General features: G+C 66.4%; 19 protein-coding genes. 12 read left to right on the top strand and 7 right to left on the bottom strand.

What is annotated here, in order from left to right:
* Positions 1 to 20: 20 nt before the first annotated feature.
* Positions 21 to 1217 (bottom strand): extracellular solute-binding protein, encoded by a 1197-nt coding sequence (locus HTUR_RS13090; protein WP_049941733.1) that lies wholly within the window; start codon positions 1215 to 1217, stop codon positions 21 to 23.
* Between the two features lie 300 nt (positions 1218 to 1517).
* Between HTUR_RS13090 and HTUR_RS13085 the strand changes: the two genes are divergently transcribed.
* Positions 1518 to 2654 carry an ABC transporter ATP-binding protein gene (locus tag HTUR_RS13085; protein WP_012943796.1) on the top strand — a complete coding sequence of 379 codons (1137 nt, stop codon included), beginning with the start codon at positions 1518 to 1520 and terminating at the stop codon, positions 2652 to 2654.
* Between the two features lie 130 nt (positions 2655 to 2784).
* On the opposite strand, the gene HTUR_RS13080 is transcribed toward HTUR_RS13085, so the two are convergent.
* Positions 2785 to 4836: a glycoside hydrolase family 15 protein gene (locus HTUR_RS13080; RefSeq protein WP_012943795.1), complete on the bottom strand. Its 2052-nt coding sequence runs from the start codon at positions 4834 to 4836 to the stop codon at positions 2785 to 2787.
* Between the two features lie 195 nt (positions 4837 to 5031).
* Between HTUR_RS13080 and HTUR_RS13075 the strand changes: the two genes are divergently transcribed.
* The 3 genes from HTUR_RS13075 (at position 5032) to HTUR_RS13065 (ending at position 8149) form a co-directional block, all read left to right on the top strand.
* On the top strand, positions 5032 to 6090 hold the full coding sequence (locus HTUR_RS13075) for a TrmB family transcriptional regulator (protein WP_012943794.1): 1059 nt from the start codon (positions 5032 to 5034) through the stop codon (positions 6088 to 6090).
* Positions 6091 to 6233: 143 nt separating this feature from the next.
* Positions 6234 to 6887, top strand: a complete 654-nt coding sequence (locus HTUR_RS13070; RefSeq protein ID WP_012943793.1) for a bifunctional 4-hydroxy-2-oxoglutarate aldolase/2-dehydro-3-deoxy-phosphogluconate aldolase — start codon at positions 6234 to 6236, stop codon at positions 6885 to 6887.
* Between the two features lie 74 nt (positions 6888 to 6961).
* A complete protein-coding gene (locus HTUR_RS13065) occupies positions 6962 to 8149 on the top strand; it encodes a S1C family serine protease (protein ID WP_012943792.1) in 1188 nt (395 codons plus the stop codon).
* Between the two features lie 321 nt (positions 8150 to 8470).
* Here HTUR_RS13065 and HTUR_RS13060 read toward each other — a convergent pair whose 3' ends face one another.
* Positions 8471 to 8662, bottom strand: a complete 192-nt coding sequence (locus HTUR_RS13060; protein WP_012943791.1) for a hypothetical protein — start codon at positions 8660 to 8662, stop codon at positions 8471 to 8473.
* A 131-nt stretch (positions 8663 to 8793) separates the two neighbouring features.
* On the opposite strand from HTUR_RS13060, the gene HTUR_RS13055 reads away from it, so the two are divergent.
* The 3 genes from HTUR_RS13055 to HTUR_RS13045 all read left to right on the top strand — a co-directional run bounded on the left by HTUR_RS13055 (position 8794) and on the right by HTUR_RS13045 (position 10674).
* Positions 8794 to 8973, top strand: coding sequence for a protein translocase SEC61 complex subunit gamma (locus tag HTUR_RS13055; protein ID WP_012943790.1), 180 nt, complete (start codon positions 8794 to 8796; stop codon positions 8971 to 8973).
* The gene (locus HTUR_RS13050) at positions 8973 to 9410 is read left to right on the top strand and encodes a transcription elongation factor Spt5 (RefSeq protein WP_012943789.1); all 438 of its coding nucleotides are present in this window, start codon (positions 8973 to 8975) and stop codon (positions 9408 to 9410) included. Before HTUR_RS13055 ends, HTUR_RS13050 begins: the two co-directional genes overlap by 1 nt.
* A 451-nt stretch (positions 9411 to 9861) precedes the next feature.
* Positions 9862 to 10674, top strand: a complete 813-nt coding sequence (locus tag HTUR_RS13045; RefSeq protein ID WP_012943788.1) for an alpha/beta hydrolase — start codon at positions 9862 to 9864, stop codon at positions 10672 to 10674.
* A gap of 144 nt (positions 10675 to 10818) precedes the next feature.
* Here HTUR_RS13045 and HTUR_RS13040 read toward each other — a convergent pair whose 3' ends face one another.
* Complete coding sequence (locus HTUR_RS13040; RefSeq protein ID WP_012943787.1) at positions 10819 to 11106, bottom strand: DUF7565 family protein; 288 nt, start codon at positions 11104 to 11106, stop codon at positions 10819 to 10821.
* A 121-nt stretch (positions 11107 to 11227) separates the two neighbouring features.
* Between HTUR_RS13040 and HTUR_RS13035 the strand changes: the two genes are divergently transcribed.
* The 3 genes from HTUR_RS13035 to HTUR_RS13025 all read left to right on the top strand — a co-directional run bounded on the left by HTUR_RS13035 (position 11228) and on the right by HTUR_RS13025 (position 12758).
* Positions 11228 to 11656 (top strand): hypothetical protein, encoded by a 429-nt coding sequence (locus HTUR_RS13035; protein WP_012943786.1) that lies wholly within the window; start codon positions 11228 to 11230, stop codon positions 11654 to 11656.
* 25 nt (positions 11657 to 11681) lie between these two features.
* Positions 11682 to 12452 (top strand): PHP-associated domain-containing protein, encoded by a 771-nt coding sequence (locus HTUR_RS13030; RefSeq protein ID WP_012943785.1) that lies wholly within the window; start codon positions 11682 to 11684, stop codon positions 12450 to 12452.
* Positions 12453 to 12548: 96 nt separating this feature from the next.
* Positions 12549 to 12758, top strand: coding sequence for a dodecin family protein (locus HTUR_RS13025; protein ID WP_012943784.1), 210 nt, complete (start codon positions 12549 to 12551; stop codon positions 12756 to 12758).
* A gap of 79 nt (positions 12759 to 12837) precedes the next feature.
* On the opposite strand, the gene HTUR_RS13020 is transcribed toward HTUR_RS13025, so the two are convergent.
* The 3 genes from HTUR_RS13020 to HTUR_RS13010 are packed head-to-tail and all read right to left on the bottom strand — an operon-like array spanning position 12838 to position 15543.
* Entirely contained in the window at positions 12838 to 13314 is a 477-nt protein-coding gene (locus tag HTUR_RS13020) for a Mut7-C RNAse domain-containing protein (RefSeq protein ID WP_012943783.1), read from the bottom strand.
* A gap of 36 nt (positions 13315 to 13350) precedes the next feature.
* Positions 13351 to 15102 (bottom strand): DNA polymerase/3'-5' exonuclease PolX, encoded by a 1752-nt coding sequence (gene polX, locus HTUR_RS13015; protein ID WP_012943782.1) that lies wholly within the window; start codon positions 15100 to 15102, stop codon positions 13351 to 13353.
* Positions 15103 to 15543 (bottom strand): DUF5788 family protein, encoded by a 441-nt coding sequence (locus HTUR_RS13010; protein ID WP_012943781.1) that lies wholly within the window; start codon positions 15541 to 15543, stop codon positions 15103 to 15105.
* Positions 15544 to 15835: 292 nt separating this feature from the next.
* Between HTUR_RS13010 and HTUR_RS13005 the strand changes: the two genes are divergently transcribed.
* Both HTUR_RS13005 and HTUR_RS13000 read left to right on the top strand, forming a co-directional pair.
* Positions 15836 to 16768 (top strand): rhomboid family intramembrane serine protease, encoded by a 933-nt coding sequence (locus tag HTUR_RS13005; RefSeq protein ID WP_012943780.1) that lies wholly within the window; start codon positions 15836 to 15838, stop codon positions 16766 to 16768.
* Between the two features lie 88 nt (positions 16769 to 16856).
* Positions 16857 to 17654 carry an endonuclease V gene (locus HTUR_RS13000; RefSeq protein WP_012943779.1) on the top strand — a complete coding sequence of 266 codons (798 nt, stop codon included), beginning with the start codon at positions 16857 to 16859 and terminating at the stop codon, positions 17652 to 17654.
* Positions 17655 to 17684: the final 30 nt, after the last annotated feature.

Below are 17684 nucleotides of genomic sequence, written 5' to 3'. Positions count from 1 at the left end.
TGCTAATAGTGACGACGGGCTTACTCCCAGGAGCCTCGGATCTGCTCGGCGGCCGACTCCAGTTCCTCTCGGGCGTCGCCGCCCGAGCCGAGCACGACGTCGATCGCGGACTCGAGCGGGTCCCAGACGGCGTCCATCTTCTCGCTCGCGGGCATCGACATCCCCATGCCCACGCTCTGGCTGAACGCGTCGACGTCCGAACCGAGGTCGTCGCTCCCGACGACCGAGTCGAGGACGGGAATCATCGCGTGGTCCTGTGCGTTGGTCGTGGCGACGTCCTCGGTCGTGGTGTACCACTCCGCCCAGTCGAGCACCGCGTCGTGGACGTCGTCCTCCGCGTCCTCGAGGCGAGACGTGAAGTACCACATCTGAACGCCCGTAAACGGCGTCGGTTCTCCGCCCTCGGGCGCAGGCAGCGGCGCGACCCCGACGTCGATGCCCGCATCGCGGAGCCCGCCGAGGTTCCACGGGCCGGTCACGACGAACGGCGCGTTTCCGTTCTGGAAGACCGAGAGGTTCGGGTCCTTGTTCAGGTCGTTCGGACTGTACTCGTAGATGCTGTCCCGGACGAGTTCGAGCCCCTCGACGACCGCATCGTCGTCGATTCCCAGTTCGTCGGCGTCCTCGTCGTAGAGCACGCCGCCGAACCCTTGCAGGTAGGCGCTGAAGTGGTACGCGTCCCCCGGATAGCCGATGCCGTACTGGTCGTCGCCGTCGTACGACTCCATGATCTCGATCATCTCGGGGATCGTCTCCGGCGGTTCCTCGACCATATCCTTGTTGTACATCAGCGTCACCGTTTCCGCGGCGTAGGGGAGTCCGTACACGTTGTCCTTCCACTGAACCGCGTTGGCCGCCGCCTCCGAGTACGTTCCCTCGAGGTCGACGTCGATCGAGTCAGATGCGTCATAGAGGGTCTCGTCTTCATGCTGGGCGCCGATCCAGTCGTGTGCCCAGGTGAAACTCATCGGCCCGTCGCCCGCCGGGAGGGCGGTCTCTAACTGATCTTGCATGTTCGAGACGCCGGAGGCCTCGAGGTCGTGGTCGGTCTCCTCGGTGAACGTCTCGAGGTGACTCTCGAAGGTGCGCTCCTCAGAATCGGTGAACTCGTGCCACAGCGGCGACGTGTCGTCCCCGGTGAAGTAGCCCATGCAACCCGCGAGCGAGAGTCCCGCGACGGTACCGCCGATCCCCTTGAGTACTGGTCTGCGTTTCATTGGCATGCTGCAATCGATGATGAATTATGTATTCACGTATTTAATGATTTGGGATGGGAGAGAGGCGGCTGCGTGAACTCGTCTCGTCACAGGGTGCCCGAAGATCTGAGCTACCACGGCTATACCCGGCCGCTACTCGGCCGAGGACCGATCTGAACTCGACTCAGTCAGTCGGAACACGGATAGAGGACGACGCTCATCGACCGACGAGCTCCATCATTGTAGAATTTACGCTGAGATATTACTTCACAGATAGCGTATTTTGGAAAGGGTTTTATCGCGCCCCGAGAATGTGGGGGCATGGCACGGGTCACAGTCGACGCACTGCGGAAGGAATACGACACCGGATCAGTCGTCGCCGTCAACGACCTCTCCCTCGAGATCGAGGATGGCGAATTCGTGACCGTCGTCGGGCCGTCGGGCTGTGGCAAGACGACGACGCTGCGGATGCTGGCGGGCCTCGAGGAGCCCACCGCCGGACGCATTCTGATCGGCGGTGAGGACGTCACGGACGTCCACGCGAAAAACCGGGACGTCGCGATGGTGTTCCAAAACTACGCGCTGTATCCTCACAAGACCGTCTTCGAGAACATGGAATTCGGGCTCCGGATGAGCACCGATCTGAGCGAGTCCGAGCGCGAAGCGCGGGTCGTCGAGACGGCAGAGATGATGGACATCGCGGACCTCCTCGAGGACAAGCCCGACGAGCTCTCCGGCGGCCAGAAACAGCGCGTCGCCCTCGGACGCGCGATCGTCAGGGAGCCCGACCTGTTCCTGTTCGACGAACCGCTCAGCAACCTCGACGCCAAGCTCCGGACGAGCATGCGCGCGGAGATCCAGCGGCTCCAGAACGAACTCGGGATCACGGCCGTCTACGTCACGCACGACCAGCACGAGGCGATGACGATGGGCGATCGGATCGTCATCCTCGACGGCGGCGACCTCCAGCAACAGGGGAAGCCGACCGACGTCTACGAGCGGCCGGTCAACAGGTTCGTCGGCGGCTTCATCGGCTCGCCGTCAATGAACTTCGTCGACGTCGCCGTCGAACCCGACGGCGATCGACTGCACCTGACCGATCCCGACGGCGAGTTCGCGTACGACCTCTCGGCGGCGTACGTCGACCGTCACGCGGACGAGCTCGAGTCGAGTCGGTACACGCTCGGCGTCCGGCCGGAGAACGTCACCGTCGCCGACGAAAGCGCGGCCAACGCGATCGCGACCACCATCGACGTCGTCGAACCCGTCGGCTCCGACAACTTCCTGCACCTCGGTGTGAGCGACGAGTTCATCGCCCGCGTCGACTCGGACGTGCGCCTCGAGCCGGGCGATCAGGTGACGATCGCGTTCGACGAGTCGGACGTCCACCTGTTCGACGCCGAAACGGGTCGAAACGTCCTCACCCGCGAACGCGACGCGCCGACCGTCACGACCTGATTTTCGAGATCGTGCGTACCGCGGTCACGTTCCGTTTTCGGCTCGCCGTCACCACACTCCGTTTTTCGACTCGCAGCGCCGTCGCTGTGGGCGATCGATGTCGCGAAAATCGTGTCCCGGTGTCAGCGATTTAGTCCTGCAACGGCGCGCGATACTCGGCGTCAGCGCGCGCGGGCGACGCGGACTCCTCGAGGGCGCTGGCCGTCGCGAGTCGAATGGCGTGGGGCCAGCCCAGCGGCGTGGCGCTGTCGGGCGTGCCGTCGTCGAACACCTGCTCGGGGAGGTAGCCGCCGGGTCGTCGCAGCGACCCGCCGGGCTCGACCAGCGCGAGCAGGTTGCGGGCGCGCTCGTCGAACGCTTCGGCCTCCTCGCGGTCGCTCGCCGCCAGTAACTCGCGGAGTTCGACGGCGGCGTGTGCGCCCCACGCCGTCGTCACCGTCCAGATCTTCGCGGCGTCCTGGTCGCGGACTCGCCAGGGATCGCCCTCGAAGCGGGCGAGCCCCTCGACGGGGCCCTCGGGATCCCGGTAGAGCCCGTCGATCGTGGTTTCGACGTGGGAAGCGAGCCGGTCGAGTCGCTCGCCATCGATATCGACGTCCTCGAGCGCGGCGTACTCCCGGTGGGCCGAGGCGAGGGCGAGCGTGCTGCTGTCGAGTCGGTCGTCGACGTCGTCGCCGTCGGTCCGCATCGCGTAGATCCCGCGGTCGGGCACCCAGAGGTCGTCGAGCGCGTCGTACACGGTTCGCGCTCGTTCCCGCGCCCGCGCCGCGAGCGCGTCGTCGACGGGCGCTCTGGCGACCGCCGCGTAGGCCTCGAGGAACGTCGCCGCGGTGTGGGCAAAGCGTCCGGTCATGTTCTCCCAGGCGTTCTGGACTCGTTCGGGGAGGCCGTCGGCCGCGAGCGAGTCGTCCAGTCCGTCGAGCGCGGACGCGAGCGTCTCCCGGATCCGTTCGTCATCGGGGTCGACGTGCCGGAGGTACGTCGCGAGAAACGCCGCCACGCTCGCGGTCTGATCCGCCTGGTACTCCTCGGACTCGCCCCCCTCAAGGCGGCCGTGGGCCCAGCCGGGAGCGAGCGCGCCGTTGTGCGGCCACACCCGGTGGGGCCAGGTGCCGTCGGAGAGCTGCGTCTCGGCGTAGAACCGGGCGCTCTTCTCGTGCCACGCCTCGAGTCCGAGCGCCAGCCGCCGATCGGCCGCGAGCAGGAAGCGGGCGATCTCGGCGTCGTCCCGGAACCAGGTGTAGCCGTAGCCGCCGGAGTACCGGTAGAACGGGTCGAACTCGGGGCCGGCAATCCGGGCTCCCGTCGGCGCGCGCAATAGCGCGAGCGCCCGGAGATCCGAGAGCCCGCCGTCGCCGAGGCGGTCGGGGTCGGGCAACCGGTCGCAGGCCTGGCCGCGTCCCGCCTCGAGTACCGTCTCGCGGTCGGCGTGTTCGGCGACGGCGGTCCGGACGTGCTCGAGCGTGGCGGCGCGGTCGCCGCCGTCCGAGAGCAGCGTCGCGACGGTCGCGCTCGGAGTCGACCCGGTGAGTTCGAGTTCGCACATCGCGATCGGACTGAGGCGTGCCTCCTCGTAGCGGTCGTCCGTCGGCGATCGGGGAAAGTCGGCGGGCTCTGACGCGAGTAGTTCGGCGAACCGTGCCGGGACCTGCCCGGTCACCGACAGCTCGGTCGAGGCCGCGAGGAAGTCGCGTTCGGCGTCGTGGTGGACCTCGACGGCGTCGCCGTGCCAGAGCTGTCCGACCCGTCCCGCCCGTCCTTCCGGAGCGAAGCCGACACAGGCGTGGAGACTGACGTCCCCGGCGACGTCGCTTCCTCGCTCGAGTTCGAAGTGTGTCAGGTGGAGTCGATCGATCGTGACGTCGTACTGCACGCAGGTCGCGTCGCCGACGGCGTGGGTCGTCTCGACGACTGCGGTGTCGTCGACGTAGCGCTGGTCGGCGTCGTCGGCGTCGAACCACCGCACGTCGCCGTCCGTCTCGAGGCCGAACCGGGAGCGTTCGATGCCGGCCAGCCCCGAGAGCGGGTAGGAGTAGTCCCTGATCGATCCGTCGGGGGCGACGTGAACGAGCCGTTCGTCGAGCCCGGAGAAGAGTCCCCTCGTCGACCTGCGCTCGCCGGGGAACCGCCGCGGTTCCCCCTGCGATCGCTTGAAATCGTTGAGCGCGCCGTGTAGTTCCATCGTTCTCTCAGTTCGCAGCCGGAGCAATAAACTTTGTTGAAAAATGTATTCCTACTTTTCACGAGTCGGCGCGCAAGCGCGTTGCGCCCGAACAGTCGGATCCCGCGACACCGGTCGGACCGGTCGAAACGGTCGGGATGACCGGACCGAGCATATTTTACACTGACCGCGCAATCTGTGAGGTACTGAATACACATGGATGACGACGAGCTCGCCGACCTGCTCGAGCGATTCGGCCTCTCGGAGAAGGAGACCGACACCTACCTCGCGATCCTCGAACACGGGGAGTCGAAAGCGAGCACCATCGCCGACGCCGCCGACGTCTCCAAGCGCTACGTCTACAGCATCAGCGAAGAACTCGAGGAGCGCGGGTTCGTCGAGGTCGACGACCACGCGGTGCCGACGGTGATCCGGCCCGTCCAGCCCGAGACGGTCGTCGAGCGACTGACGCGCAGCGTCGAGGAGATCGAACCGGAGCTGGAGTCGCGGTTCACGGCGACGGAGCGCTCCGGCGAACAGTTCGAGGTGATCAAGTCCCGACAGACGGTGATCAAGCGGATCGAGAGCCTGCTGGCCAACGCGGAGACGGAGGTGACGCTCTCCCTGCCCGCGGAGGTGCTCCCGCGAATCCGCTCGACGCTCGAGGCGACGGTCGATCGAGGGGTGCTCGTCCTCCTCCTGCTGGGCGCGACCGAGGGCGACCAAGACATCGCGTCGCTGGCCGGGACGGCCAGTACGGTCCGCACATGGGACGCGCTCGTGCCGACGATGCTGACGGTCGACGGCCGTCACGGGCTGCTCGCGCCGAGCCAGATACTGACGACGTCCGCGAGCGACACGCGGGCGATCGCCATCTCGCAGGAACAGCTCGCTCCCGTCCTCGCCGGCTCGTTCCTGGCGAACTACTGGCCGACCGCGGAGGAGCGGTACGTCACGACGCCGAACGAACTCCCCTGTACGTACGAGGGGTTCCGGAGCGCCGTCTTCCAGATCGCGCTCCACCGCGCGACGGACACGCGCATCGAGGCGTCGGTCACCGGCTCCCCGGTCGGCGACCGGGACCTCCCCTCGTCGCTCTCCGGCGAGGTCGTCGAGGTCCGACAGAGCCTCGTCCGGCCCGTCAGTTCGACGCTCCCCATCGAGAACGCCTTCGAACTCGAGGTGGACGGTGACCGCTACACCGTCGGCGGCACCGGCGCGTTCCTCGAGGACTACGAGGCGGAGTCGGTCACCATTCGCGCGCTCGAGGAGTGACCGCCGCTCGAACCACCCTTATTTCGACCGTGAGTAAATTTCTTGCACCCGCGGCACGAAGCGTTCGCCGTGATGGAACGTCTCACTAGCGGACGGCTTTCGAGCACGTATCGAACGACGAACGCGACCGGAGGGCTGCGCGGATGACTGACCAGCGAACCGTCAGGGACCGGCTCGTCGAGAGCGGCGTCGTCGCGGTCCTCCGCGGCGTCGACGAGGAGCAGATCGTCCCGGTCGCGCGGGCGATGCATGACGCCGGCGTCGAGGCGCTCGAGATCACGGCGGACGGGACGCGCGCGGCCGAGAAGATCGCGGCCGTCGACCGGGAGCTCGCGGACACCGATGCGGTCGTCGGCGCGGGGACCGTCCTCGACGCGCCGACCGCCCAGTCCGCGATTGACGCGGGCGCGTCGTTCGTCGTCTCGCCGCACACCAACCCGGACGTGGTGCGGACCTGCAACCGGCGCGGCGTCCTCGTCGCCCCCGGCGTCATGACGCCGACGGAGGCCGTGACGGCGATGGAGGCCGGTGCGGACCTCCTCAAGATGTTCCCCGCGTCGACGGTCGGGCCGGGCCACATCGGCGCGCTCGCGGGGCCGCTGGGCGACGTCGACATCATTCCGACGGGCGGCGTCTCCCGGGACAACGTCGCGGACTTCTTCGACGCCGGCGCGGTGGCCGTCGGCGCCGGCGGCGCCATCGTCGACGACGACGCGATCGCCGACGGCGACATGGATCGGGTCCGCGAGACGGCCGCCTCGTTCGTCGAGGCGGTCGAGGCGGCGCGAAGCGAGTAGTCGACTGCCGGCGTTCTCGAAGGCGACCCGTCTCGAGAGCGCGAACGACGGCTGCTGCTGCTGGTTGCCGTTTTATGCCGCTCGTCGGGGTGACAATGGGCGTGACGCCAGATCCAGATCAGTGTACTCGCAGACGGATACTCGGCGCCGTCGGCGCAGCCGGGGCCGCAGCGGCGATCGGTCTCGGCGGTACCGGTGGCGGCAGTGCACAGAACGAAACCAACGGGTCGAACGCCACGGTCGGACAGGACGACGGTCCCGCCGTCGACAGTCCGTACACGGAGACGTATCGCAACACCATCGATTCCGTGGTTCTGGTCACCGTCTCCGGCACGGGTGGTCTCGAGGGCGGTGGCGGCGGACTCGGCACCGGGTTCGTCGTCGACGACCAGCACGTCGTGACCAACAACCACGTCGTCCAGAACGCGAGCGAGGGCGGGATCGAAATCCAGTTCAACAATCAGGAGTGGCGGACCGCGTCGGTCGTCGGGACCGACGGCTACAGCGATCTCGCCGTCCTGCGCGTCGACGACATGCCCGACATCGCCGCCGGGCTCTCGCTCTCGGAGTCCGAGCCCGTGATCGGGCAGGAGGTGCTCGCGATCGGCAATCCCCTCGGGTTCGACGCGTCGGTCTCGCAGGGAATCGTCAGCGGAATCGACCGCTCGCTCCCCAGCCCTACTGGCTTCTCGATTCCGGCCGCGATCCAGACCGACGCGCCGATCAACCCCGGCAACAGCGGCGGCCCGCTGGTGAGCCTCGAGGGAGAGGTGCTCGGCGTGGTCTTCGCCGGGGCCGGCCAGACCATCGGCTTCGCGATCTCCGCGCGCCTCGCGAACCGGGTCGTCCCCGCGCTCATCGAAGACGGAACGTACGAACACCCCTACATGGGCGTCGGGGTCCTCCCGGTCGGACCGGAGATCGCCGACGAGATCGGCCTCGAGGAAGCCAACGGCGTGCTGGTCGCCGAGGTCGTTCCGAACTCGCCGGCGGACGGCGTTCTCCAGTCGGCCAACCGCGTCCGGCCAGGCAGCGGCGACGTTATCGTCGCCATCAACGGAACGGAGATCCCGAATCAGGATCAGCTCTCAGCGTACCTCGCGCTCGAGACCTCGCCCGGCGACACGATCGAACTCGAAATCGTCCGGGACGGCGAGCAGCAAACCGTCGAGTTGACCCTCGAGGAGCGGCCGGGTATCGAACGACCCGGGACCAGGGTTCCGGGCGGCCCGGGCGAGCGACCGCCGGCGGCGGGGCCGTAATCGACCACTTTAGGCGATCCCGATCGCCGCGGACCGAGAGATCGCCACCACCTCGACGCAAATCGGGCAGCGGTCATCGATTTCTACAGGCGGTTCAAGGCGAGTGCCTCGGGGCTTGACCCCGAGGCGGTTCAAGGCGAGTGCCTCGGGGCTTGACCCCGAGGCGGTTCACAAAGATGTGGTGCTATCGGCGGTAGACCGATTGCTGCCTCGAGCACGGGCTGAGCGCAGTCCCGACTCGAGGCGTCTCGAAGTGACCCGCAGAACTCGAGTCGATCGAAGCCGGTCCGATCGCCGAATCGAGTCGGACCGACGGCGTGCTCAGGACTCTTCGGCTTCTTCCAGGTCCTCGAGGTCCTCCGCGTCCTCGCGGGGAGCGTTCTGCTTGCCGAGGTCGTCGTCGCCCTCGTCGACCTGATCTGGATCCTGATCGACGCGTTCCAGTTCGTCCTCGATTTCGGCCTCTCGTTCCGCCTCGTACTCGTTTTCGCGGTCGGAATCGTCTTCGGCCATGACAGTTGGAGTTCGCACTCGAGCGGTTTGGACGCCGGGCCGTCGAATGCAACCCGAGTAGATGTCATCGGATCGAACCGTCGGGAGACACGAAAGACAGATAAAAGGCGCCGCGCTGTGAACGAATAGATATGGACGTTCCGTACGACCTGACCTCGTACGTTCGGGTGTTGAAGATGGCGACGACACCCACGACTGAGGAATTCCTCCAGGTATCGAAGATCGCTGGCGCAGGTGTCCTACTCATCGGACTGATGGGCTTCATCATCGGTGGGATCATGCTGTTCCTGACCGGCGGCGGTGGTCTCTGATGGGCATCTACGCCGTCAAGACCACGGCCAGTCAGGAGCGAACCGTCGCGGACATGATCATCAACCGCGAGGAGCCCGAGATCCACGCCGCACTCGCGCCCGACTCGCTGACCTCCTACGTGATGGTCGAGTCCGAGGGCGACGCGGTGCTCAACCGCGTCCTCGAGGACATCCCGCACGCGCGCAGTATCGTCCCCGGCAAATCGGACATATCGGAAGTCGAACACTTCCTCTCACCGAAGCCGGACGTCGAGGGGATCGCCGAGGGCGACATCGTCGAACTCATTGCCGGCCCGTTCAAGGGCGAAAAGGCCCAAGTCCAGCGCATCGACGAGGGCAAGGATCAGGTTACGGTCGAACTGTACGAGGCGACGGTTCCGATTCCGGTCACGGTTCGGGGCGACCAGATTCGCGTGCTCGACAGCGACGAACGGTAGTTCGTCAGACCATGCGAACGGTGCGCGGTTCGGAGCCCCGACGGGGCGAGAACCGCGATGTGAACGGGGAACGAAGTGACCCGTGAACGGCCACGAAGTGGCCGTGAGCAGACAGAGACGAGCGCTAAGGCGCTCGCCAAGCAGTTAGCGCGGCGAAGCCGCGCTGAATAGAGCGACGAACGGTAGGTCGTCGACGACCGCGACCGATCGTCGCGTCGCTCGCTGCGGTTCACGCTCGCGACGAACGCGTTTCTCCGCGGTTTCACGCTCTCGGCCACCGGTGCGTCTGACCGTTGGCGTCGCGGACACTGGATGCGGCCGCGTCGTCGCTCGAGCGCCCACTGTCCCTGACGGCCCGGCTATTTATTGCATAATAGCTATATAAAAATAAATATTATATATGAATCCGTAAAACCATCTTCCGTTCGCATCGCAGTGCGAACGATCAACGATGCCATCGAAGGGACACTCGAATTCGACGGCGAGGCACAGCGTCCCGACGAGCGACGGTTCGGTCTCGCGGCGGCGGCTCCTCGGGACCGCGGCGACGGCTATTGTCGCAGGTGCCGGAGTGAGCGCCGCGTCGGGATCGGTCGCGGCCGACACCGGCGGAATCGCGGAGCTTGACTTTCGAGACGGCGTTCCGGACGTCACCGATGCGCCTCAAGACGAAGCCGAGATCGTGTTCAAGATCCACGGCTACACGAGCTCGTCGGCCAGCGTCGAGCGGGCCGCGACGTTCCGGGACACGGCTAGGGCCGTCGGCTACGACGAGCCCGTCGCGGCGGTCACCTGGGACGACGGCGGCCTGCCGACGACGGCGATCCAGAGCGCGAGGGATACCGGCGACCTGTTCGCCGCCTGGCTGGCCGACTACGTCGACGCGAACCCGTCGACGACGATCCGGATCCTCGGCCACTCCATGGGCGGGATCGTCCAGATGGAAACGCTCGCGGCCATCAACGGCGAGTTCACGGTCGCGACGGCCGACAGCATCGGTTCGTACGAGGCGTCCGACGCGCCCTGCGAGGACGGCGACTTCTTCGACGCCATCCGGACCTCGGCCGAAGCGGTCCACAACTACTACTCGACGAACGACGCCGTCGCCAGGCTGGGGAGCGGCCCGGCAGACTGCGGCGGCTGGTTCAGCGACGGCACCACGCCGGACAACTACGCCGACGTCGACGTGAGTGATTCGGTCTCGGACCACTCCGCCTACAGGGAGGCGACCGGCTGCGTGGCGGCGATCGTCGACAACTACTGACTGCGCGCTGCCCGGTCGCTAACGGCGATTCGTCCCGGATACCACTATTCCGAGATTTCCGAACCGCCCGGAGGAGACGAATTTCGGAAGCGACGAGACGGTGCTCGGAGGAGAGGAGGCGAAAATCCCCGGCGATACGGCCGCCTACCGTTTCAGCTCCGTGGCGATCGCCTGCATGTCCGCAACGTCTTCGATCTCCGCTAAGAGTTCCTCGCGTTTGCGGACGTCTTCGGAACTCGCGCCGTAGGCGCGGACGTACTCGGCCCGGCTGTGTTCGGTGAAGGCGTGTCGGATCGCGAGATAGCCGTCGGGGACGACGGTGCCACAGACCTTACACTCCCGTCGCTCGTGTTCCGTCGCCTGATGGACGACGGTCGACTCGACGTCCTCGAACACCGCACCGCAGCCGTCGATTCCGCATTCCCAGGCCATTCACTATCACTGATGTATCGAGTGGGGGGCCTAATGATCCTTTCGCAGCTACCGCTTCGAGTCGCGACTCGAGGCGTGTGCCGTCCGACAGGGATTCACCGCTGGGCGCCGAGGATCGGCTATGCCCGCGACGAACCGCTCGCAGCTGTGCTCGTTCGACGCCGACCGCGTTCGGCAGGTCGTCCAGAACACGGTTTCCGGGCCCCTCTACGCGTTTTGCGAGTACGATACGGAGTCGTTTCGCCCGCTGTACATCGCCGACGAGACGATCGCGATGTACGAGAGCAAGGACGCGATGCTCGAGCACTTCGAGCGGATCCACACGAACGTCCACATGGACTTCATGCAGATCGAACTCTTTCGCAACACGCTGTTTCCGGACGCCGACCGCGTCGAGTACATCGCGACGGCGATGGACTTCCTGAAGATCCTCCGCGTCTACGTCGGCGACGACGGGTTGTTCGTCTCGCTCGAACCCGACGAGCCGGTCGAGCCGATCGTCGATGCGATCAAGGAGACCGTCACGTGGCCGGAAAATCAGAATTCATAACTCTCCCGTCTCGAAAGAGGGTGACGTGAGCGAGCGAGCGCCAGCGGAGACGCGAATCGACTGCCACGTGAAGGTGCTCGACGACCGGGTCGTCGAGCGAGCCATCGACGCCGGACTCGACGCGATCGTGTACGCGCCCCACTTCACGCGAGTTCCCGAGATCCGTCGCGAGGCGGCCACCTACTCCACCGAGGAGCTGCGCGTCATCCCCGGCCGTGAGGTGTTCACCGGGTCGTGGCACGAGCGTAAACACGTGCTGGCGATCGGTCTCGAGGAGCCGGTGCCGGACTTCATCCCGCTCGAGACGGCGATGGACGAGTTCGAGCGCCAAGACGCCGCCGTGCTGGCGCCCCACCCCGAGTTCGCGACCGTGGGCCTGACCGAGGAGGACCTGCGACGGTACCGGGATATCGTCGACGCCGTCGAAATCTTCAATCCGAAACACTTCCCGTCGCACAATCGACGCGCCCGAGAACTCGCCGAGACGCTCGATATTGCGCCGTTTGCGTCGTCGTACGCACACCTCACGGGATCGGTCGGCGTCGCCTACACTACGTTCGACGCGGCGATCGACTCCGAGGCCGATCTCGTCGACGCGCTCGAGGGCGACGTCTCGAGGCGGGTCGTCTACCGGAACGGCGGTCGGCGGTGGAAAACGATGGCCGCCGAACTCGCCCATCTCGGGTACGAGAACACCTGGGAGAAGGTCGACCGACTCTTCCTCTCGGGGACGGAGCCGACCCACCCTCATCACATCGCCTACGACGGGCGATTCGACGACGTCTCCGTCTACTGAGCGGCCGAGCGCGGACCGCTGACTGCGAGTACTGTGACGTGGTAGCATTCTCACGCCGAACCACTACGCCGTTGGACGAGGTTTTCTCCGACGACCATGGGAGAGACAGTCAAGGTTATCCAGCTGACCGGAAACTCGACCGAATCGTGGGAAGACGCCGCACAGAACGCCCTCGACGACGCCGACGAGACCCTCGAGAACATCAGCGGGATCGAGATCGAATCGCAGACGGCGGAGGTCGAGGACGGTACGATCGAGCGGTACCGGACGACCCTCGACGTGGCCTTCGTCCTCGAGGGACGATAGGAGCAAATCAGCTGGACCCAGCTAGGAGAGCGGAACCGGATCGAAATCCGAGGCGGACTCGAGACCCGGCGCGGTCGGACTACCCGTCTTCGTCCGGGTTGTCGCCGTTCCCCCCGACTTTCGAGAGCGTTCGCGCGACGCGGTCCCAGTGACTGCCCCGCCAGAAGTGCTGGCCACAGTCCCGACAGCGCCAGACGTCGGTCTCGGCGGGATCAGGCGCGTACTCGGGCGTCGTCGCCGCCGAGTCGACGCGCTCGAGGCGGCCGTTACAGCGCCCGCAGAATCGTGGTTCGGCGGCGAGCGTCAAGTCGACCCCCGCGGCGGCGAGCTCCGACAACTGCTCCTCGACGTCGCGGGACTCGAGCAGGATCGCGTTTTCGGCGCGATTCGAGAGGGTGACGTCCCGCGTGACCAGCGTTCGGTCTTCGGCTCGAGCGAGCGCGAGCAGCGCGTCGTCGCCCTCGAGTCCGCGGTCGCCGGCGTAGACGGTGTCGTGGTCGCACATCCGGAGATAGGAATCGAGACCGCCGCACATGACGTCGAGGAGCAGTTGCATCTGGTATCCGTAGAGAGCGCAGTGAGCGGCGGGCGGTCAGTGCAGAAACTCGCGCAGTTCCTCGAGCTCCCAGGTGTTGATCACGTCCGCGGGCTCGGCCCAGCCGCGCCGGGCGGTGTGGACGCCCCAGCGCATGTACTCGAGCGTCGACGGCTGGTGGGCGTCGGTGTTAATGGCGATCGGGGCGCCCTCCTCGAGGGCGGCCTGCACGGCGCTCCCCCAGAGATCGAGCCGGCGCGGGTTCGCGTTGACCTCGAGTGCGGTGCCGTGTTCGGCCGCCGCCGCTCCGAGCGCGGTCGCGTCGAAGTCCAGCCCCGAGCGCTCGTTGAGCAGGCGGCCGCTGGGGTGGCCGAGCACGTCGATCGCCGGGTTCTCGGCGGCGCGGACGAGCCGCTCGGTGGCCGTCTCCGCGTCCTGTCCGAGTGCGCTGTGGGTCGAGGCGACGATCACGTCCAGCGCGTCGATCACTTCCTCCGAGAGGTCGATTTCTCCGTCGGCGTCGACGTTAGCCTCGATGCCCGCGAAGACGGCGATATCTCTGGCGGCGGCGACCTCGCGGATCGCCTCGACCTGTTCGAGGATTTCGGTGTCCGAGAGCCCCATGCCGCCGACGATGCCGGGCCCCTCGGCGTGGTCGGCGACGGCGTAGTAGTCGTACCCCATCTCGGCGGCGGCGTCGACCATCGCCTCGATGGTAGTGTTCCCGTCGGACCACTCGGTGTGGGTGTGGAGGTCGCCGCGGATATCGTCGCGCTCGAGTAAGTCTGGCAACTCGCCGTTCTCGGCGGCGGCGATCTCCCCGCGATCCTCGCGGAGTTCCGGCGGGATCCACGGGAGGCCCAGCGCCTCGTACATCCCGTCTTCGGTCTCGCCGGCGACGCGTTCCCCGACGCGCTGCCCTGCCTCGTGGTCCTCGACATCGCTGACGTCGAAGGCGCCGTACTCGTTTAGCTTCATCCCGCGGTCGATCGCGTAGTTGCGAAGCGCGACGTTGTGATCCTTGCTGCCCGTGAAGTACTGCAGCGCGGAGCCGAACTCTTCCGGGACGACCACGCGCAGATCGACCCGGATCTCGCCGACGCGGATACTCGCCTTCTCCGGGCCGGACTCGATCTCGCTGTCGACCGAGTCCCAGTCGACGAACGCCTCGACCACGGCCTCGCCGTCCTCGGTCGCGACGAGGGCGTCCACGTCGCCGATCGTCTCGCGCCAGCGCCGGATCGAGCCGGCGACCTCGCAGCGCTCGACCGCCTTGAGGCCATCGAGGAACGCGAGCACGTCGTCGGCGAGGGGCCGGGCCTCGCCCAGCAACTGCCGCTGGCCGACCTCCCGCGCGAAGTCGATGTTCTCGCGGATGTTCTGTTCGGTCTTCGGGCCGAAGCCCTTGACTTCCTGAATTTCGTTGTTTTCAGCGGCTTCCTCGAGGTCGTCCAGCGTTTCGATCCCCAGTTCGCGGTAGAGTTTCCCCGCGGTCTTGGGGCCGACACCCTCGATGCGCGTGATGTCAGCGATGTCGATCGGAAGTTCCGCGCGAAGCTCCTCGAGTTCCTCGATTTCGCCGGTTTCGACGTATTCGATGACCTTCGAGGAGATGGCGTCGCCGACGCCGTCGATCTCCTCCAGTATCTCCTCGTCGCCGGCCTCGACGCGGTCGGCGATCGGGACGGGATGAGCGCCGATGTTCTCGGCCGCGCGCCGGTAGGCGCGGGGCTTGTACTCGACGTCGTTGGCCTCGAGCAGGTCGGCGAACTCCTCGAACCGGCCGGCGATCTCGGCGTTGGTCGCCATCTACCGACCCCTCCGCGAGGCGCCGTCGTCGTCTTTCCCCAGCGCCTTCTTCAGGAACGACATCCAGCGCTTTCGGTCCTGGGCCTTCTGGGCCTGCTGTTCGCGCTCTAAGTTCGTCGGGCCGAGACTCTCGAGGGCGTTCAACGCGCGATCGATGCCGATGATGCTCCCCGCGAGTTCCTCGCCCTCCTCGCGGGTGATGTCGCCTTCTTCGATGGCCTCGAGGCGCTCGATGCGCTCGCGCCGCAGGTTCCGTTTGGCCTGCTCGACGCGGTCGCGCTCGCCTTGCGGGACCGTCTCGCGGCGCTTGATCTCGAAGACGAATGTTCGGAGGTCGATCTCCTCGCCCTGGATCGTGATCGTCTCCGGGATGTCCGCGCCGACGGTCGCCCCCTCGCGCTCGACCCGCTCGAGCAGCTGCTTGCGCTCGTACTCTTGCACGCCTCGATATGGGGGTTCCGGGAGCAAAAATGTACAGTCCGACGCCGGACGCGATCGGCGTGGATGAGCGGTCGGCGGGAGCGATCAGCAGTCCTCGATAGGTGGTCGACGCACGCACTCGGTGGAATATCATCGATCGAAACGGTGTGTACGGTGTGACTACCACGCCACAACGACTCGTCAACTGATCGAAGTCCCAGCGCGGGGAGGTGAAATCACGAGACGGCTAGCGGCGTCCGGTGCGAGGAACGAACCCCAAATCCCTTAGCGGTGCCACACATACCCCCGGTCAATGGCCAAGTGCGACGTGTGTGGGAAAGACGAAAGCATGCCCTACAACTGTCGGCACTGCGGGGGGACCTTCTGTGCCGACCACCGGCTGCCGGAAAACCACGACTGTACCGGACTCCAGGACTGGAACGATCCTCAGGGAGTCTTCGACAGCGGGTTCGACAATAGCGTCAACGGCGGTGGGAGTACGTCACGGGCCTCGAGTCTCGTCGACAAGCTCCCGATAAACACGGGCGCTGGCGGGCCGTTAGCCTACTTCCGCGGGAACGCGACCTACACGTTCCTCGCGCTGATGTGGCTCACGTTCCTCGCACAGTTGATCGTTCAACTGACGCTCACGGCCAACGTGTACCGCGCGTTGTTCGTCTTGACGCCACAGAACCCGGAGTACATCTGGACGTGGTTCACGTCGATTTTCGCTCACGGCGGCTTCATGCACATCGTCTTCAACAGCATCGTGATATTCTTCTTCGGGCCGCTCGTCGAGCGCTACGTTGGCTCGAGGAACTTCGCGATCCTCTTCCTCGTGAGCGGGGCGCTCGCCGGTCTCGGGCAGATCGCCATTCAATACGTACAAGGACCCATCACACCGCTCACGCCCGGCGTTCTCGGCGCCAGCGGCGCCGCGCTCGCGATCATGGGCGTTCTGACGGTTCTGAATCCGAACCTCACCGTGTACGTGTACTTCATTATCCCCGCCCCGATCTGGGCGCTGACGGGATTGACAGCGCTCGCTAGCGTGTTCTTCATCGGTACCGGTGGCGGCGGTGATATCGCCCACATGGCACACCTCGTCGGCCTCTTGATCGGGCTGGGATACGGCGAGTACGTCAAGCGGACGCAGAACGTCCGCACGCCGAGTCAGTTTCAACTCGGCGGCGGCGGCGGTGGCCCCGGCGGTCCGGGCGGTCCCGGCGGTCGCCGTCGGTTCTGACCACAGACCGCTCGCTTCGCTCGCCGATCCATCTCGCGTCGTGCAACCCGGACACTGATTTTCGCCCGCTGCCAACGTCCGCGTATCGATGCCCACGGCCCGGCCAGACCTCGTTCCCGACGCCTCGCTCGAGCGCGACGACATGGAAGCCATGCAGCGCGAAATCGCCGACGCGGCGGTGTTCGAAGACGACTTCGACTTCGATCCCGCGACGCTCGGCGATCCGCTCGCGGCGGCCTCGAGCGGCGCGGACCCGCCGACCGTCGTCGGCGTCGACCAGTCGTTTCTCACGAACGAGGCGGGCGATCAGGACCGGGCGCTTTCCGCCGTCGTCGCCATGCGCGGCGGCGAGGTGATCGAACGCGTCCATGCGGTGACGCCCCTCGAGATCCCCTACATTCCGGGCCTGCTCTCCTTCCGCGAGGGGCGGCCGATCCTCGCAGCGCTCGAGGAGCTCTCCGTCGACCCCGATCTGATCCTCTTCGACGGCAGCGGCCGCATCCACTTCCGGCAGGCGGGTATCGCGACCCACATGGGCGTCGTCCGCGACGTGCCCAGCATCGGCGTCGCGAAGAGCCTGCTCTGTGGCACCCCGACGGAAGACACCGAGAACCTCCCCGAAGGAGTTCGCGTTCCGATCGAGTCGAACTCGCGGGTCGACGCGCCCGACGGTACGCTGCTGGGCTATGCGGTCCAGACGCGCCAGTACGACTCGCCGAACCGGTACATCAACCCGCTGTACGTCAGCCCCGGTCACCGCGTCGGCCCCGAGACCGCAGCCGATGTGGCGCTTGCGCTCGCCTCGTCGTACAAGCTCCCCGAACCCGTCCGTCTAGCCGACAGCTACGCCGACGAGGCGAAGCGAGGACTCGACGGAGACGCCTGACGGACCGGCGAGAGCGCACACGGGCGCCGG

It is taken from the genome of Haloterrigena turkmenica DSM 5511, from assembly GCF_000025325.1.
Classification (GTDB): domain Archaea; phylum Halobacteriota; class Halobacteria; order Halobacteriales; family Natrialbaceae; genus Haloterrigena; species Haloterrigena turkmenica.
The sequence above is the reverse complement of the archived record's forward strand: the minus strand, read 5'-3'. Positions and strand labels throughout refer to the sequence as shown.

Bases quoted from the DNA above. Each gene is read 5' to 3' on its own strand.
- HTUR_RS13090 (WP_049941733.1), bottom strand. From the start codon at position 1,217: ATGAAACGCAGACCAGTACTCAAGGGGATCGGCGGTACCGTCGCGGGA.
- HTUR_RS13085 (WP_012943796.1), top strand. From the start codon at position 1,518: ATGGCACGGGTCACAGTCGACGCACTGCGGAAGGAATACGACACCGGA.
- HTUR_RS13080 (WP_012943795.1), bottom strand. From the start codon at position 4,836: ATGGAACTACACGGCGCGCTCAACGATTTCAAGCGATCGCAGGGGGAA.
- HTUR_RS13075 (WP_012943794.1), top strand. From the start codon at position 5,032: ATGGATGACGACGAGCTCGCCGACCTGCTCGAGCGATTCGGCCTCTCG.
- HTUR_RS13070 (WP_012943793.1), top strand. From the start codon at position 6,234: ATGACTGACCAGCGAACCGTCAGGGACCGGCTCGTCGAGAGCGGCGTC.
- HTUR_RS13065 (WP_012943792.1), top strand. From the start codon at position 6,962: ATGCCGCTCGTCGGGGTGACAATGGGCGTGACGCCAGATCCAGATCAG.
- HTUR_RS13060 (WP_012943791.1), bottom strand. From the start codon at position 8,662: ATGGCCGAAGACGATTCCGACCGCGAAAACGAGTACGAGGCGGAACGA.
- HTUR_RS13055 (WP_012943790.1), top strand. From the start codon at position 8,794: ATGGACGTTCCGTACGACCTGACCTCGTACGTTCGGGTGTTGAAGATG.
- HTUR_RS13050 (WP_012943789.1), top strand. From the start codon at position 8,973: ATGGGCATCTACGCCGTCAAGACCACGGCCAGTCAGGAGCGAACCGTC.
- HTUR_RS13045 (WP_012943788.1), top strand. From the start codon at position 9,862: ATGCCATCGAAGGGACACTCGAATTCGACGGCGAGGCACAGCGTCCCG.
- HTUR_RS13040 (WP_012943787.1), bottom strand. From the start codon at position 11,106: ATGGCCTGGGAATGCGGAATCGACGGCTGCGGTGCGGTGTTCGAGGAC.
- HTUR_RS13035 (WP_012943786.1), top strand. From the start codon at position 11,228: ATGCCCGCGACGAACCGCTCGCAGCTGTGCTCGTTCGACGCCGACCGC.
- HTUR_RS13025 (WP_012943784.1), top strand. From the start codon at position 12,549: ATGGGAGAGACAGTCAAGGTTATCCAGCTGACCGGAAACTCGACCGAA.
- HTUR_RS13020 (WP_012943783.1), bottom strand. From the start codon at position 13,314: ATGCAACTGCTCCTCGACGTCATGTGCGGCGGTCTCGATTCCTATCTC.
- polX (WP_012943782.1), bottom strand. From the start codon at position 15,102: ATGGCGACCAACGCCGAGATCGCCGGCCGGTTCGAGGAGTTCGCCGAC.
- HTUR_RS13005 (WP_012943780.1), top strand. From the start codon at position 15,836: ATGGCCAAGTGCGACGTGTGTGGGAAAGACGAAAGCATGCCCTACAAC.
- HTUR_RS13000 (WP_012943779.1), top strand. From the start codon at position 16,857: ATGCCCACGGCCCGGCCAGACCTCGTTCCCGACGCCTCGCTCGAGCGC.